This is a genomic window from Serratia sp. BW106 (assembly GCF_002607755.1).
Taxonomy (GTDB): domain Bacteria; phylum Pseudomonadota; class Gammaproteobacteria; order Enterobacterales; family Enterobacteriaceae; genus Serratia; species Serratia proteamaculans.
Genome location: NZ_MCGS01000001.1, coordinates 105,948 through 120,436, shown reverse-complemented (window position 1 = coordinate 120,436; position 14,489 = coordinate 105,948). Strand labels below are relative to the sequence as shown.

Annotated in this window: 14 protein-coding genes; 8 read left to right on the top strand and 6 right to left on the bottom strand. The window is 58.3% G+C overall.

All coding sequences use genetic code 11. The features are described 5' to 3' along the window. Positions 1-270: 270 nt before the first annotated feature. The gene (locus BEI65_RS00510) at positions 271-1,167 is read left to right on the top strand and encodes an endonuclease/exonuclease/phosphatase family protein (RefSeq protein WP_099061642.1); all 897 of its coding nucleotides are present in this window, start codon (positions 271-273) and stop codon (positions 1,165-1,167) included. A gap of 25 nt (positions 1,168-1,192) precedes the next feature. Here BEI65_RS00510 and BEI65_RS00505 read toward each other — a convergent pair whose 3' ends face one another. Continuing rightward, the gene (locus BEI65_RS00505) at positions 1,193-2,626 is read right to left on the bottom strand and encodes a PLP-dependent aminotransferase family protein (RefSeq protein ID WP_369804719.1); all 1,434 of its coding nucleotides are present in this window, start codon (positions 2,624-2,626) and stop codon (positions 1,193-1,195) included. 93 nt (positions 2,627-2,719) lie between these two features. On the opposite strand from BEI65_RS00505, the gene BEI65_RS00500 reads away from it, so the two are divergent. Continuing rightward, the gene (locus BEI65_RS00500; protein WP_099061640.1) at positions 2,720-3,175 is read left to right on the top strand and encodes a rhodanese-like domain-containing protein; all 456 of its coding nucleotides are present in this window, start codon (positions 2,720-2,722) and stop codon (positions 3,173-3,175) included. A 4-nt stretch (positions 3,176-3,179) separates the two neighbouring features. On the opposite strand, the gene flk is transcribed toward BEI65_RS00500, so the two are convergent. Next, on the bottom strand, positions 3,180-4,208 hold the full coding sequence (gene flk, locus BEI65_RS00495) for a flagella biosynthesis regulator Flk (RefSeq protein WP_085117864.1): 1,029 nt from the start codon (positions 4,206-4,208) through the stop codon (positions 3,180-3,182). Between the two features lie 178 nt (positions 4,209-4,386). Between flk and BEI65_RS00490 the strand changes: the two genes are divergently transcribed. Genes BEI65_RS00490 through BEI65_RS00475 form a run of 4 tightly spaced genes read left to right on the top strand, consistent with a single transcriptional unit; the run spans position 4,387 to position 8,044 of the window. Next, positions 4,387-4,752 carry a copper resistance protein gene (locus BEI65_RS00490; protein ID WP_099061639.1) on the top strand — a complete coding sequence of 122 codons (366 nt, stop codon included), beginning with the start codon at positions 4,387-4,389 and terminating at the stop codon, positions 4,750-4,752. Positions 4,753-4,801: 49 nt separating this feature from the next. Beyond that, entirely contained in the window at positions 4,802-6,838 is a 2,037-nt protein-coding gene (locus BEI65_RS00485) for a protein-disulfide reductase DsbD (RefSeq protein ID WP_099061638.1), read from the top strand. After that, positions 6,835-7,551, top strand: coding sequence for a DsbA family protein (locus tag BEI65_RS00480; RefSeq protein ID WP_099061637.1), 717 nt, complete (start codon positions 6,835-6,837; stop codon positions 7,549-7,551). Before BEI65_RS00485 ends, BEI65_RS00480 begins: the two co-directional genes overlap by 4 nt. Next, entirely contained in the window at positions 7,544-8,044 is a 501-nt protein-coding gene (locus tag BEI65_RS00475; protein ID WP_099061636.1) for a protein disulfide oxidoreductase, read from the top strand. The genes BEI65_RS00480 and BEI65_RS00475 overlap by 8 nt, the downstream gene beginning before the upstream one ends. An 8-nt stretch (positions 8,045-8,052) precedes the next feature. Here BEI65_RS00475 and BEI65_RS00470 read toward each other — a convergent pair whose 3' ends face one another. Next, positions 8,053-9,510 (bottom strand): PLP-dependent aminotransferase family protein, encoded by a 1,458-nt coding sequence (locus BEI65_RS00470; RefSeq protein ID WP_099061635.1) that lies wholly within the window; start codon positions 9,508-9,510, stop codon positions 8,053-8,055. A 170-nt stretch (positions 9,511-9,680) separates the two neighbouring features. On the opposite strand from BEI65_RS00470, the gene BEI65_RS00465 reads away from it, so the two are divergent. Next, positions 9,681-10,676: a DMT family transporter gene (locus BEI65_RS00465; protein WP_099061634.1), complete on the top strand. Its 996-nt coding sequence runs from the start codon at positions 9,681-9,683 to the stop codon at positions 10,674-10,676. A 238-nt stretch (positions 10,677-10,914) separates the two neighbouring features. On the opposite strand, the gene BEI65_RS00460 is transcribed toward BEI65_RS00465, so the two are convergent. From BEI65_RS00460 to BEI65_RS00450, 3 genes are read right to left on the bottom strand one after another with little or no spacing between them, the layout of a single operon-like run. Next, complete coding sequence (locus BEI65_RS00460) at positions 10,915-12,432, bottom strand: tripartite tricarboxylate transporter permease (protein WP_085117845.1); 1,518 nt, start codon at positions 12,430-12,432, stop codon at positions 10,915-10,917. Between the two features lie 11 nt (positions 12,433-12,443). Continuing rightward, positions 12,444-12,875 (bottom strand): tripartite tricarboxylate transporter TctB family protein, encoded by a 432-nt coding sequence (locus tag BEI65_RS00455; RefSeq protein WP_012146057.1) that lies wholly within the window; start codon positions 12,873-12,875, stop codon positions 12,444-12,446. Between the two features lie 13 nt (positions 12,876-12,888). After that, complete coding sequence (locus BEI65_RS00450) at positions 12,889-13,869, bottom strand: tripartite tricarboxylate transporter substrate binding protein (RefSeq protein ID WP_099061633.1); 981 nt, start codon at positions 13,867-13,869, stop codon at positions 12,889-12,891. Positions 13,870-14,164: 295 nt separating this feature from the next. Here BEI65_RS00450 and BEI65_RS00445 point away from each other — a divergent pair, with 295 nt between their 5' ends. Continuing rightward, a complete protein-coding gene (locus BEI65_RS00445) occupies positions 14,165-14,485 on the top strand; it encodes a hypothetical protein (RefSeq protein WP_099061632.1) in 321 nt (106 codons plus the stop codon). The last annotated feature ends 4 nt before the right edge of the window (positions 14,486-14,489 follow it).

Below are 14,489 nucleotides of genomic sequence, written 5' to 3'. Positions count from 1 at the left end.
TAGGTTCGACTCAGTGAAGTGGGAATCATCGCCCTTTAGGGCGGGGAGCAGTCAAGCGGGTTCCTCTCGGTAAACGGTCTATCGGTTTTAATGCTAAATCAGCCGGTTGTCCAATGGTGCAATACTTCGGCTGTCGGAATGCGAGACGCCGCGCAGAATAAAAAAATAGCGGCACAACTAGGAAATAGTCGCGGGTAACTGCGGCAAAATCGTTGTTAGCTGTGGGGAGCGGGTGCCCCAACAAAAATCTTAACCTTAAAAGGAGAATTCATGCGCTCACGTCAGGCTTTGCTTATTACTTTGTTATCCCTGGGAATATCTCAGACCGCCTGGTCTTCTACCGACGGCGGCCATGCCAACAGCAACGCCAATAGCCGCGAAGTAGCCAGCGCGCTCGGCGGCCTGAAGAACAAAACCTATAGCCTGGAGCAGGCACCGAAGATCCGCGTCGCCAGCTTCAATATTGCCGCCGGTAAGGTCAGTGACATGACCGCCATCGCCAAGGCGATCAAGGCGATGAACGTCGACGTGGTGGCGCTGCAGGAAGTGGACAAGCTGACCGGCCGCAGCGGTAAATTGGATCAGGCTGAAGAGTTGGCCAAGCTGACCGGCATGCACGTGGTCTTTGGGCGCGCGATTGACTTTGACGGCGGTGAATATGGTCTGGCGTTCCTGTCAAAATACCCGCTGCATGACAGCAAAATCTATCCGCTACCCTCCGGTCAGCGTGAACAGCGCATTGCCTTCAGTGCTCAGACCGACGTGCCCGAATTTCCGGCGTCAATTACGCTGATCAACACTCATTTGGATACTAAAGAAGATCCGGCCATGCGTTTGGAGCAGGTGCGTGAGTTGAACGATCGCACTATCGAGATGCGTGGTATCAAGCTGTTGTTTGGTGATATGAACGACGTCCCTGGCAGCGTCACCTGGACCGAACTGGGCCGTTACTGGAACGACATCATGCCCAGTGCACAAGATGGCCGCAGTTGGCCGGCGGAAAACGCCGAAATCAAGGTCGACTACATCTTTAGCGGCAATGCCCAACGCTGGCACCTGGACAGCCTGACGGTGCCGAACGCCAGCGGCGACTGGAATGGCATTCACTGGCCGGCGGTCAGCGATCACCTGCCGGTGGTTGCCGAACTGCGCCTGACCGAGCAGTAATTTAATCGCAAACGGCGTTGTCAGTTTAAACGGGGGAAATCTGTGCCAGCCGTTCGATAGCGGCACGGATTTCACCCGGTGTCAGGGCAGAAAAGCCCAACAGCCAACCGTCGCGCCGCTCGGCTGGCATTAGATACTGCGCTGCCAGCCCTGGCGTCACGACACCCAGGCGTTGCGCCTGATGGGAGAGAGCCTCCTCCTGACCGGGCGGCAGCCAAACGCTGAGTTGCAATCCGCCACTTGCCGGTTGTGGGGTGGCAAAATGCCCCAGCTTTTCCTGCACCTCCTCCAATAACCGGTCACGACGACTGCGGTACAACTGACGCATATAGCGGATATGAGCGGCAAAATGCCCTTGCTGGATAAACTCGGCGGTGACCGCCTGCATCAGTTGGGCGCTGTGGCCGTCGTAAACCGTGCGTGCGGTGGTAAAGGGTTCCACCAACGCAGGGGGCACCACCAAATAGGCCAGCCTCAGTGAGGGAAACAACACCTTGGAAAAGGTGCCCAGATAAAGCACGTTGCCGTGCCGGTCCAACCCTTGCATTGCTGGCATGGGCTGGCCGTCGTAGTGAAATTCGCTGTCATAATCGTCTTCAATAATCCAGGCCCGCTGGCGTTGTGCCAATGCCAACAGCTCGAGCCGGCGTGCCAGACTGAGCGCCACGCCGGTAGGGTATTGGTGCGAAGGCGTCAGGTAAATCAGCCGTGGTGTCGGCAGTTGTTCATCCGGCCGCATCCCTGCCTTATCAACGCTGACCGGTACCAGCTCGGCGCCAGCACTGGTAAAGGCGTTCCTGGCTCCGCGATAACCGGGCTCCTCCAGCCAAACCTTGTCACCCTGATCCAACAGCAGGGTGGCAATCAACTGCAGGGCCTGCTGCGAACTGGTCAGTACCAGCACTTGTTGAGCATCGCAATTAACGCCGCGCGTTTGGCTGACATAACCGGCAATCGCCTCGCGTAACGGCAGATAACCCTGTGGATCGCCATAGCGCATCAGGGTTTCGCCCCGCAGGCGTAACTGCCGGGCGGTGAGCTGTTTCCACAGTTTTAGCGGGAAGGCGCGGAGATCCGGCGAACCGGCGGCAAAGGGCAAGGGCCGTTGGGGATCGCGACAGCCCCCGGTTTGTACGATCTGTCGGCCGCGCAGTGACAGACGCGGCTCGCCGCTGACTTTGGCTACAGGCACTGATTTGACGATGCCAGCCGCCACGAAGGTGCCTTGACCCACCCGGCGCTGCAGATAGCCCTCGGCCTCAAGTTGGCCGTAGGCCGCCTCGGCGGTCACGCGTGAGACCGCTAAATCTGCCGCCAGTACTCTGGATGAGGGCAAACGTTGCCCGCTGATCAACGTCCCGTTATGGATAGCCCGGCGCAGCGTGCCGCATACGCGCTCACGCAAGGTACCCTTGGCGTATTCCGGCAGGTGAAAAAGCGTGAGCAGTGCGTTGGCCATAATGGGACTTATCAATGGGCGAAAATGGGTATCAATTATAAGACCAAAATCAGGCAATATTGTCATCAGTGTTTATTAACAGGAGTGAATTCCATGGCGGTATCTTCATTGGTTTTGGCCTTTCCACCGGGGACGGCGGCGCAGAGTCTGGATTATCTGGCCGCGAAGCTGAGTTATTACGCAGATGCGTGGGACGTGGCAGAAGATCTGCGCAACGGCGTCAGTGAGATCCTGGTGATCGATACCCGTGCGGAAGCCCTGTACGCGGCCGGACATATTCCTGGTGCCATCAGTTTGCCCCATCGCCTGATGGACGAGGCCGGTACGGCGCATCTGGCGCGCGATAAAGTCTATGTCACTTATTGCGATGGCATTGGCTGCAACGGCTCCACCAAGGGGGCGTACAAGCTGGCGCTGCAAGGATTTCGGGTGAAGGAGTTGATTGGCGGGTTGGACTTCTGGCTACGCGATGGCCATCCATTGGCCACCGGTGAACAGCCGGGCTCGCTGCAGGGAAGTGCTATTGGAGAAGACTGCGGCTGCGCCTGAGGGGTTAAAACACCAGCGCCAATACCAGGGCCAGCACCAGAACAAACAGGATAAAGGCCACGGCCGGCTTGCTCAGCGCTTTTTGCAGCGGTTGGGGCAGGGCGGCAATCAGTGGGTTGAGCAATGGCTGCGGTTCGGCATGGCTGCCGGACAGCGGCTGTGCCGGGCCGGTCTTTTCCAGACGGCGCGCAAACAGCTGGTTGATAATATCGCTCATCTGCGGATGGGTCAGCGGTGCGCTGGCATTGCAGTGAAAACGTGACTGGCAGTAGTCATTCAACTGCTGTTGCTCCTGCGAGTCTGCAGGCTGTTTGAGCACGGCCAACAGGTTGTTCAGCGTGGGTGCAGTCTGTGGACTCAGCGCGACCTTCACCTGCAAAAACTGGTTCAGCAGTTGGAAGTGGCGGGCAGGCAGCGGATCGTTGGTTTTTACCCCACTCAGGTCAAACAGCGTCTGCCAGATCTTGACTGGTGATTCGCCGGTGGCGGCGCTGAGCTTGGTCACCTGCTGTTGCAGGCTCTGGTGCTCGGCAGGCAGCAGCGGGCGATCGCTGGTGGTGGTTTGCTGCGGCTGAGGAATGGCCAGGCTGCGGGTCTGCAACAGGTTCAGTACCTGTTCTAACTGCGGATGGCTCAACTGGCTCAGCACCGTATGGCCAAACTGCTGGCGAATAAAGTCGCTGACGGCCAGGCGGTTATTGCCCTGTGGCAACAGTTCGGTAAGCTGCTGCAACAGTTGGCGGCTGGCATGGCTTTGTTGCACCTGTGCCAGACGGTTTTGCAACAGTTGCTCGGCCGGTTGGAAATGGCGTGCCAGCAGTTCGCTGTTGTTGTCCGTCTGCAGGTCATGGCGCAGCGTGACCCAAATCTCAGCGGACTTGGCCGGGCTGAGCGCCATGATCTTGACGACCAGCTTCTCCAGCGTCGTGCGTTGTGCCGGGGAGAGCGGACTACCGTCAGTGGCTGTGGTTTTGTCCGGGCTCGGGGAACGATCGTTGGCGATCGGGGTGCCCGGACCACTCAAAGGTTGCATATCACCTGTCCTTCGCTGTGTAGAAAATCGTCATACCCGGCGAAAAGCGCAGGATTGTGCTTATGATACCTGTAAATGGCCGTCATCAATACCGCCGTCAGACATTTCTTTACAGGCAAAACATTGCTAAACGCGTCTGCGCCGCTAAGATAAGCGCAGACTTGGAATTGAGGACGGCATGGTTAAACAGCAGCGGATTGCAAAATGGTTTTTATGCCTGGCTTGCCTGGTCGTATTGACCTGCATGACTCAGCGCATGGCGAGCCTGCATGCGTTGCAGCAAGTGACGGGTCTGCCTGCCGCCAGCGCCGCACAATCCCCCGCCGATGACACCGCCGAATTGCAACCCACGCCCTGCGAACTGAGTGCCAAATCGTTGTTGGCCTCGCCGCCGGTGATGTTCGAAACCCTGCTGTTCGGCCTGGGTCTGTTATTGGTGCTGTTGGCACCCACCGTGGCCGCGCGTCTGCGCATTCCCCCTCCCAGAGTTATTTCCCCCACCACCCTCAGGGTACATCTGCGATTATGCGTGTTCCGTGAATGAGTTAATCACCCGTCTGTTTTGGTGATTGGCTTATTTATGGAGAAAAAACATGTTGAATATCATCAGGTCGGCATTAGCCTGCCTGTTACTGCTGTGGCTACCTGCTTTGCAGGCGGCGGACAGCGGCTGGCTACAAAGTCCGACTAACGATCACGCCAAGGTGCGGCTGCGTGCCGACACTTCGCACAATGGGGAAACCCGTTTGCTGCTGGGCATAGAGCTGCAAAAAGGCTGGAAAACCTATTGGCGTTCGCCGGGGGAAGGCGGTATTGCACCGGCCATCACCTGGCAGGGCAATCCACCGCCGGCGACCTGGTACTGGCCGACGCCGCAGCGTTTTGACGTTGCCGGTATTTCTACCCAGGGTTATCACGACCGGGTTGAGTTGCCGATGGTAATGAAAGGCGCGGTGCCGCGTCAGTTGGCGGGCACCCTGACGCTTTCTACCTGCAGCAACGTCTGCATCTTGACCGACTATCCGTTCAGTCTGGATCTTGGCGCGCCGTCAGACGCGCAGTTTACCCATGACTTTGCCCAGGCGATGGGGCAGGTACCCATTGCTGATGGGCTGGTGGAGAGCATTAAAGCCGGCTATCAGAACGGGGAGCTGCAGATCAGCGCCGAGCGAACCGCCGGTTGGCAGCAGCCTGAGCTGTTCTTCGATACGTTGGAAGATGCCGACCTCGGCAAGCCGAAGGTCAGCAGTGAGGGTTCACAGATGTTCGCGCGGGTGCCGGTCAGCGATGGCTGGGGTGACAGCGCAGCGGATTTACGCGGCAAAACTCTGACGTTGGTGATCGGTGACGGTGGCGTGGCGCAACAGGTGACTCTGCCGATTGGCGGGCCGTTGGCCTCACCGATTGCGACGAGTTTCTCGCTGTGGCAGGCGGTCCTGATGGCGCTGCTCGGTGGGCTGATCCTCAACCTGATGCCCTGCGTGCTGCCGGTGTTGGGCATCAAACTGGGTTCGATTTTGCAGGTCGAACAGCGCGACCGACACAGCATTCGGCTGCAATTTCTGGCCTCGTCGTTCGGCATTGTAGCGTCGTTTATGGCGCTGGCCTTGCTGATGACGCTGCTGCGGTTGAGCAATCAGGCGCTTGGCTGGGGTATCCAGTTCCAAAACCCGTGGTTTATCGGCTTTATGGTGTTGGTGACGCTGTTATTCAGCGCCAACCTGTTCGGCCTGTTCCATCTGCAGCTTTCCTCTTCGCTGAACACCAAACTGGCGACCCATAACGGCCGTGGTCTGGGCGGCCATTTTTGGCAGGGCGCTTTTGCCACTTTGCTGGCGACGCCGTGCTCCGCACCTTTCCTGGGTACCGCGGTGGCATTTGCCCTGGCCGCGCCGTTGCCGGTGTTGTGGGGTATGTTTGTCGCGCTGGGCATCGGCATGAGCCTGCCCTGGCTGCTGATTGCCGCCTGGCCGGCGCTGGCGCTGCGTCTACCTCGCCCTGGGCGCTGGATGAACAGTCTGCGCCTGGTGATGGGCCTGCTGATGCTGGCTTCTTCGCTGTGGCTGCTAAGCCTGATGGCCAACCATATCGGCGGGATGCCGACGCTGGTGGTGGGGGTTATCGCTCTGCTGGCCCTGTTGCTGGCGGTCGGCTGGCAACATGGCATTCGTCTGGCGGCCAAGCTGGCTGCCGGGACCCTGGTACTGGTCGGAGTGGTGCTATTGGCCGGTTCGCTGACCGCCGGGCTGTGGCGTCAGCCGCTGCAAGACAATGTAGCCTGGCAGCCGCTGAGCGAAGAGGCGATCACCCAGGCGCTGGCCCAGAACAAGCGGGTGTTTGTCGACGTTACTGCCGACTGGTGTGTAACCTGTAAAGCCAACAAATTCAACGTACTGCTGCGCGATGACGTGCAAAAGGCGCTGAGCGCTGAGGACGTTGTTGCCCTGCGGGGGGACTGGAGCCGTCCATCGGCTGAAATTAGCGCCTTCCTGCAACAACGCGGCAGCGTCGCCGTGCCCTTTAATCAAATTTATGGCCCCAGCAGCCGAGATGGCGTGGTGTTGTCCCCGCTATTGACCCGCGATGCCGTATTGCAAACTCTGTCCGCCGCCAAAGGAAACTCACAATGAAAAAGCTAATGATTTTACTGATGTTGATCGCCACCCCTGTTTGGGCCGCCGCCCCTTTTACCCCGGAGCAGGAAGTGCGTATTAAAGAGCTGATCCGCGAAACCCTGGTGTCGAACCCGGATATTCTGGCGCAGGCGGTTGATGCCTGGCAGCAGCAAACCGCCGGCCAACAAATCAGCCAGGCGATTAAGCAAAACGCCAAAACCCTGTATGAAGACCCGGCCAGTCCGCGTCTGGGGGCAGCCAATGCCAAACTGACGCTGGTAACCTTTACCGATTACAACTGCCCGTACTGCAAGCGTTTTGATCCGATGCTGGAAAAAATCGTTAAAGAGAACCCGGATGTGGCGTTGGTGGTGAAACTGTTGCCGTTCAAAGGGGAAAGCTCGGTCAGTTCGGCACGCGTGGCCTTGACTACCTGGCAGCAGCATCCTGACCAGTTCTGGGCGTTGCACCAGCGGCTGATGGCGAAGAAAGGTTTCCACGACACCGCCAGCATTGCCGCCGCACAGCAGAAAACCGGGGTGAAAGCCGTAGCCCCCAGCGAGGTAAGCATGACCACGCTGCGCACTAACATGGAACTGGCGGAGCAACTGGGCGTGCAGGGGACGCCGGCGACGCTGATTGGTGACCAGATGCTGCCGGGGGCCGTGTCTTACGAGGAGCTGGAAACGATGGTGAAACAACAATTGGCGAAGGTCAAAAATGGCTAGGCTGCGACGTTGGACGCGCGAACTGCTGATCCTGCTGCTGATCGTCCTGGTGGCGGCGTTCGGGATGGACTGGCTGCGCGCACCGCAGGCACCGGCAGCCTTCGACTCGCAGGTTCTGACGACGCTGAACGGTGAACAGGTGTCGCTGGCGCAGCTCAGTCAGGATAAGCCGTTGCTGGTCTATTTCTGGGCCAGTTGGTGCGGTGTTTGCCGCTTCACCACCCCCTATGTCGCCAGACTGGTTGGCGAGGGGGATAACGTGTTGACCGTAGCGCTGCGCTCCGGCGACGACAGTCAGGTAGCGCAGTGGCTGGCGGGCAAACGGGTGACCTTGCCGGTGGTGAATGATCCGCGTGGCGAGCTGTCGGCGCAGTGGCAAATCGGCGTCACCCCGACGCTGGTGATCATCTCCAAAGGCCAGGTGGTGCAGAGCACGACTGGGTGGACCAGCTACTGGGGCATGAAGCTGCGGCTGTGGTGGGCCGGGCTGTAATCAGCGGCTTATTCTGACGCCATCACCTGACTAATCGCCCGGCACAGCCGGGCGATACCTTCCTCAATCAGCAGCGGCGTATTGGCGGCGAAATTCAATCGCAGGCCGTGCGTGCCACGCTGTTCCTCGGCATAAAAACATTCTCCGCGCGCAAAAGTCACACCCTGTCGCCAGGCCACCGGCATCAGGGCTTCGGTGTTAACGGTCGCAGGCAGCGTCAGCCAGATAAACAGCCCGCCCTCCGGTGTTTCAAACTGGCAGCCTGGCGGCAGTTGTTGCTGCAAAGCCGCCACCATCACGTCCCGGTGTTGGCGATAGATCCGCCCGGCGCGCCGCAACTGTTTGTCGTAGCGACCTATGGTGACGAAGGCGTCCAGCGCCCGCTGGATCAGGTTGGAACTGGTAAAGCTGTCGACGTGTTTCAGCCGGGCGATGCGCTGATAATGTTCGCTGTCCGCCACCAAATAGCCGATGCGCATACTGGGTAACAGCATTTTGGAAAAAGTGCTGACGTAAATCACCGCACCCGGCTGCGCCAGTGCCCGCAGCGAGGGCAACTGCTTGCCGTTGTAGCGCAGATCGCCGACAAAATCGTCCTCCAGGATCACCACCCCTGCGCGCTGGGCCAGTGCCAACAGGCGTCGACGGCGGGCTTCGCTCATGCAGCGTCCGGTGGGATTATGGAAATTGGGAATGGTGTAAATCAGCTTCGGGCGATGTTTTTCCAGCAGGGCAGGCAACTGTTCAACCAGCATGCCGTGCCGATCGCTGGGGACAGTGACGATATTGATGCGGTGCAGGCGCAGCAGCCCCAGCGCTTCGGCGTAGGTCGGCTGTTCGACGATCACCGTATCGCCCGGCTCCAGCAGGCTTTGCACAATCAGGCTGATGGCGTGCTGCGAACCGTTGGTGATCAGCAATTGTTCTGCATGGGTCGGAATGCCCTGCGCGGTGAGGATCCGCCCCAGCGTATCGCGCAGCGGGTAGTAGCCACAGTATTCGCCATAGCTGAAAGCCTCTTCCGCATGGCGGCTGAGTACTGACAGCAATATCTTGCGGAATTCTTCCTGAGGGAAAACCTTCGGGCTACCGACACCGGCGGCAAAGTTGATGATGTTGTCCGGCAGCGGGATATCGGGGTAGCCATCCAGCCGTGAGGTCAGGGTGGTGAAACGTTCCGTCGGGAAAGCTGTGTCGGTGCTGGGGCGCGGTTGAGCGGGTTGTGGCAGCGGGTGCTGGACATAGGCACCGCTGCCGCGCCGTTGGCGCAAGAAGCCTTTGGCCGCCAGTTCGGCATAGGCGTTATCTACCGTCAACCGGCTGACGGCCAGTTCGCTCGCCAGCGTACGGGTGGAAGGCAGCTTATCGCCATCGACAAACACGCCGCTCAGGATCGCCCGCCGCAGCGCTTCTTCAATTTGCAGATACAGCGGGACGTCCTGCTGGCGGTCTAATGGAATATGCATGCGAAATTGGCTCGGTTAACGGTGATGATTTTTACTATACCCCATAGCAGCAGGCCTTCAAGCGGATAAAAGTGGCCTGTATAACATTGGGGGAAAGTGGCTCTGGCGGCAAAATCGCGCGGCGTTAGAATCTCAGCCTGAGTCTATTACCGCCATTTTTTGAGGGTGTCATGTCATTACCATCGGGTGTTTCAGCCAGGCCGGTTTTCCCCGGCGCGGGTATTTTACAGGGCAGCAGTCAGGGTTATGTGATTGCCATTATCAGCGCCATGTTGCTGGCTTTTACCGCCATTATTATCCGCGTGCTGACGCAGTATTATCACCTGCCGACCTTTGTGCTGGCCTTTTGGCGAGCGGCGTTGGTGGCGCTGGTTTTATTGCCGGCGTTGTTGCTGTTTAAGCCCGAGTGGGCGCATTTACGGCGTTCGCAGATCCCCTTTTATGCCTGCTATGGCCTGCTGCTGGCGGTATTCAACAGCCTGTGGACGTTGTCGGTGGCGCTGAACGGCGCGTCGGTGGCGACCATTCTGACTTACTGTTCGGTAGGCTTTACCGTCTTTCTCGGTTGGATGATCTACAGCGAGCGCCTGAACCTGCGTCAGTTGGTGGTGATTGTGGTCAGTCTGGGCGGCTGTTTCCTGGTCAGCAACGGTGACAGCATGGGCAACAGCCATTTTAACCTGCTGGGGCTGCTGGTCGGTATGCTGTCCGGTATCGGTTATACCCTCTACACGCTGGGCGGGCGGGTCGCGACGGAGCGTCATTATCCAGTGTGGAATACCATCTTGTACGTGTTCGGCTTTTCGGCCATCTACCAGTGGCTGTTCAACGCCGCGTTGACGTTCTACCCGCTGGCGGCGTTCCACGGCATGACCGGTTCTTTGTGGTTCCTGTCCCACGGCGTTCAGGGCATTGAGTGGCGTGGCTGGCTGTTGTTGCTGACCCTGGCCGCCGGGCCGACGCTGTTGGGGTTTGGTTTGTACAACATCAGTCTGAAAACCTTGCCGCTGGCGGTGGCCAACCTGATTTTGTCGCTGGAGCTGGTGTTTACGGCGGTGATCGCCTATTTCCTGCTGGGGGAAAACATGAATCAGTTGCAGTTGCTGGGTAGCGCGCTGGTGATGGGCGGGGTGCTGATGTTGAAGAGCAAGACGGCTGAGGCGTGATTTGTTACTCAAAAACAATGCCTCAGGCTTTAGGATGTTGTTTCTTGCAGTAGATAAAGGGCGGAAATCACTCACCCTCAGACGGCTGACAAAGCTCGTTATTAGGGAGAGCGTGCCGAAGGGGTCGTAGCAGCTTTAGCTGCCGGAGCGCCCCTCGGTGCGCTAGGCCCGAGTATCTAGGGTTCAAAGACAACTTTGTCATCAAACCAAGGGCGGGGTAAACACCCCGCCCTTTGGCTTACTCGGCCTTGGCCGCTTCCGCCCTTTGGCGGCGTTTGCGTACGATGCGCAGCAGTGGCGGCAGCACCAGCACGGACACCGCCAGCACCAGCAAGGTTTGCGCGATGCTGCTGCTCCACAAAATGCCAAACTCCCCGTTGCTGATCGACAGCGCGCGGCGCAGGTTCTGCTCCAGCATCTCCCCTAATACGAAGCCCAAAATCAACGGCGACATTGGGAAGTGCATTTTCCTCAGAATATAGCCAAACACCCCCAGCCCGACCATCAACAGCAGGTCAAAGGTGGTGCTGTGCACTGCATAAACGCCGACCGCAGACACCGCGGCAATCGCCGGGACCAGGAACCACAGCGGAATGGTCAGCATGCGGGTGAACAGGCCGACCAGCGGCAGGTTCATGATCAACAAGATCACGTTGGCAATCAACAATGCGGCGATCAGGCCCCAGACAATATCCGGTTGTTCGGTGAACATCGCCGGGCCAGGCGTGATGTTATACAGCGTCAGCGCGCCCATCATCACCGCCGTGGTACCGGAACCCGGCACGCCCAGCGTCAGCATCGGAATAAACGAGCCGCAGGCTGAGGCGTTATTGGCGGCCTCTGGCGCTGCCACGCCGCGAATATCCCCTTTACCGAAGGTGTCGCTGTTACCGCTGATTTTCTTTTCGGTCATGTAGGTGAGCGCACTGGCGATGGTGGCACCTGCGCCCGGCAGAATGCCGACGAAGAAACCAATCACCGAAGAACGCAAGGTTGGGCCAACGCACTGGGCGGCTTCCTTACGGTTGAACAGCAGGCGGCCGGTTTTGCGCACCAGCTTTTGTCCGCCGCTGGTGCTTTCCAGCATCAACAGGATTTCACTGACCGAGAACAGGCCAATCACCACCACGATGAACTGCACGCCGTCGGAGAGATGAACACTGTCGAAGGTGAAGCGGTAAACTCCGGTGTTGGCATCCACCCCGACCGTCGCCAGCCCCAGGCCAATCAGCGCCGCCAGCAGCGACTTCAGCGGGTTCTGGCTCATCATGCTGCCCAGGCAGGCGATGGCGAACACCATCAGGGCAAAGTACTCCGCCGGGCCGAACGCCAGTGACCAGCGTGCCAGCAGTGGGGCGAACAGGATAATCCCGCCGATGGCGATCATCGAACCGACAAAAGAGCTGACTGCCGAGATCGACAGTGCCACACCGGCACGGCCTTGCTGCGCCATCGGGTAGCCGTCCAGCGCGGTCATGATGGCCGCCGCGTCACCCGGTACGTTAAGCAGTATCGAGGAGATACGACCGCCGTACTCGCAGCCGATATACACCGTCGCCAACAGGATCAGCGCGGACTCGGCCGGCAGTTTGAGGGCGAACGCCAGCGGCAGCAAAATAGCCACGCCGTTGATCGGCCCCAACCCCGGCAGCAGGCCGACAATGGTGCCAACGAAGCAGCCGATCAGGGCAATAATCAGGTTCTGTGGCACCAATGCCACCTCGAACCCTTGAGATAAATACATCCAGGTTTCCATCATCGCCCCCGTTAGCTCAGCCAAACGCCGAGTGGCAGTGTCACATCAAGTAAGCGGTCAAAGGCGTAATACAGCGCCACGCCCATCACCACGCCGGACACCAATGCTGCCTTCAGGCTGGCCTGGAACAGCAGGCCAATGCTGAAGGTCAACAATGTCGTCGCCAGCGGAAAGCCCAGCCACTCGAAGCCCCAGGCGTACAGCACCAGGGTAATCACCAGCACCAGCAGGCGTTGCATGACCTTGTTATGTGGCCATTCAACTACCTGAGGTTTGTTCAGCAGCAGCAGGGCTGCGCACAGCGCCATCAGGCTGAGGATCGCCAGCGGGAAGGGACGTGGCCCCAGGGGCTCGTAACTGTATTCGCTCTGGATACCCCAGCCGATAAACAGGCCGCCGATACACAGCAGCAGCCAGAAACCGGCAAAAATGCGATCGCTCATGGTATGCCCCCGGTTACTTGGCCAGGCCGAAAATTTTGGCCTGTTCGCGGTACTGATTGACCTGGGTTTTCACGTAGGCATCCAGTTCCTTGCCGGCCAGGTTGAATTCAAACAGGCCACGCAGATCGCGCTGTTTTTTGAACTCATCGGTCGCCGCCATTTTCTGGAAGGTGTCGAGCCACCATTGGTATTCCTCTTCACTGACCTTCGGGCCAAGGTAGAAACCGCGGATAACCGGCCAAACCAGATTGAACCCTTGTTCTTTGGCTGTCGGTACATTGGCTAACTGACCCGGCAGACGCTGATCGGCATATACCGCCAGTACGCGGATTTTGTCGCCCTGCAGGTAGGGCACCATTTCGCTCAAATCACCGGAAACTGCCTGAATGTGGTTGCCGAGCAGGGCGGTAACCGGTTCGCCGCCGCCTTCGAATGCCACGTAACGCATCTTGTGAGGATCGATCCCGACCTCACGCGCCAGCAGGGCGGTTTTCATCCAGTCCTGGCTGCCGATAGAGGCACCTGCGCCGAACACCACGCTGTTCGGATCTTTTTGGAAGGCATCCATCAGGTCTTTCAGGGTTTTGTACGGCGAGTCGGCGCGGACCGCGATCATGCCGTAATCAGTACCGACGGCGGCCAGCCATTTCACGTCGTCGACGTTGTAACGGCCAAATTTCCCTTGTGACAGGTTCAGCAATGAGCCGCCGGAGAAGGCGACCACGGTGCCGAATTCCGCCGGACGCTGGGCGACAATGGCGTTATAGGCCACCGCGCCAACGCCGCCGGGCATGTAGGTGACGCGCATCGGTTTATCGATGGCTTTGGTTTCCTGCAGCGAGACCTGAATCAGCTTGCAGGTCAGGTCAAACCCACCGCCGGGCTTGGCAGGGGCGATACATTCGGTACGTTTCGGTGCTTCAATGGCAAAGGCCTGATGGGTTGCCAGCAGCAGGGCGGTAGCGGTCAGAGTGCGGGTGATTATTTTTTTCATTGCTTTCCCCAAGGTATTTTTTCAGTCGGTGTCGATCCCCGCCGATACGGGTTGCTGGATTGTTAAATCAACAACCTTTCATTTACCTTTCAACCCGCGGAAAAGTTTACGGGATGTGATACGCATCTCCTGTTAGGGGCAAAACAGCGGTGTTTACGGGGCGGCTGTTGCGCTAACACATGCCCTGTGATAATTACAGCCCGTAAACCTTGCTTAAAACCTGTGTATTATCAGTTTTGCCGAGGTTTTTTTGAGATAAAATGCCTAAAACTAAAATTATGACGGGTGCGGGATTATGTTTTTATTAGGGAAATTATTCGGTGGCAGGGATAGCGATAAAGTAAGAGCTATTAAAATGTTACCGTCGGCGTATGCCGAGATGTCCGGAGGGGCAGGAGAGTGTCGGCTGAAACGCCTGCGACCGGAGATTGGCGTTTTTGAACTGCATTTTTCTACTGAAAAAGGCGATAAATACGTTTGCCCAATGACGGCCTGTATTACCGGCATTGATATTGTTTTTGCCGCCCATAATCGCTCGGTGCTGGTGTCACCGCCATTCACCCCAACCAAATTGCAGCCGGTGTTGGATATTGCCCTGGCCGAAAGCGGAAAATAATAGC

What these genes read in the sequence shown, in the direction of transcription:
- BEI65_RS00475 (WP_099061636.1), top strand. Translation starts at nt 7,544, where the DNA reads ATGGCTAGGCTGCGACGTTGGACGCGCGAACTGCTGATCCTGCTGCTG.
- BEI65_RS00455 (WP_012146057.1), bottom strand. Translation starts at nt 12,875, where the DNA reads ATGAGCGATCGCATTTTTGCCGGTTTCTGGCTGCTGCTGTGTATCGGC.
- BEI65_RS00510 (WP_099061642.1), top strand. Translation starts at nt 271, where the DNA reads ATGCGCTCACGTCAGGCTTTGCTTATTACTTTGTTATCCCTGGGAATA.
- BEI65_RS00460 (WP_085117845.1), bottom strand. Translation starts at nt 12,432, where the DNA reads ATGGAAACCTGGATGTATTTATCTCAAGGGTTCGAGGTGGCATTGGTG.
- BEI65_RS00465 (WP_099061634.1), top strand. Translation starts at nt 9,681, where the DNA reads ATGTCATTACCATCGGGTGTTTCAGCCAGGCCGGTTTTCCCCGGCGCG.
- BEI65_RS00480 (WP_099061637.1), top strand. Translation starts at nt 6,835, where the DNA reads ATGAAAAAGCTAATGATTTTACTGATGTTGATCGCCACCCCTGTTTGG.
- BEI65_RS00450 (WP_099061633.1), bottom strand. Translation starts at nt 13,869, where the DNA reads ATGAAAAAAATAATCACCCGCACTCTGACCGCTACCGCCCTGCTGCTG.
- BEI65_RS00470 (WP_099061635.1), bottom strand. Translation starts at nt 9,510, where the DNA reads ATGCATATTCCATTAGACCGCCAGCAGGACGTCCCGCTGTATCTGCAA.
- BEI65_RS00490 (WP_099061639.1), top strand. Translation starts at nt 4,387, where the DNA reads ATGGTTAAACAGCAGCGGATTGCAAAATGGTTTTTATGCCTGGCTTGC.
- BEI65_RS00500 (WP_099061640.1), top strand. Translation starts at nt 2,720, where the DNA reads ATGGCGGTATCTTCATTGGTTTTGGCCTTTCCACCGGGGACGGCGGCG.
- BEI65_RS00505 (WP_369804719.1), bottom strand. Translation starts at nt 2,626, where the DNA reads ATGGCCAACGCACTGCTCACGCTTTTTCACCTGCCGGAATACGCCAAG.
- flk (WP_085117864.1), bottom strand. Translation starts at nt 4,208, where the DNA reads ATGCAACCTTTGAGTGGTCCGGGCACCCCGATCGCCAACGATCGTTCC.
- BEI65_RS00445 (WP_099061632.1), top strand. Translation starts at nt 14,165, where the DNA reads ATGTTTTTATTAGGGAAATTATTCGGTGGCAGGGATAGCGATAAAGTA.
- BEI65_RS00485 (WP_099061638.1), top strand. Translation starts at nt 4,802, where the DNA reads ATGTTGAATATCATCAGGTCGGCATTAGCCTGCCTGTTACTGCTGTGG.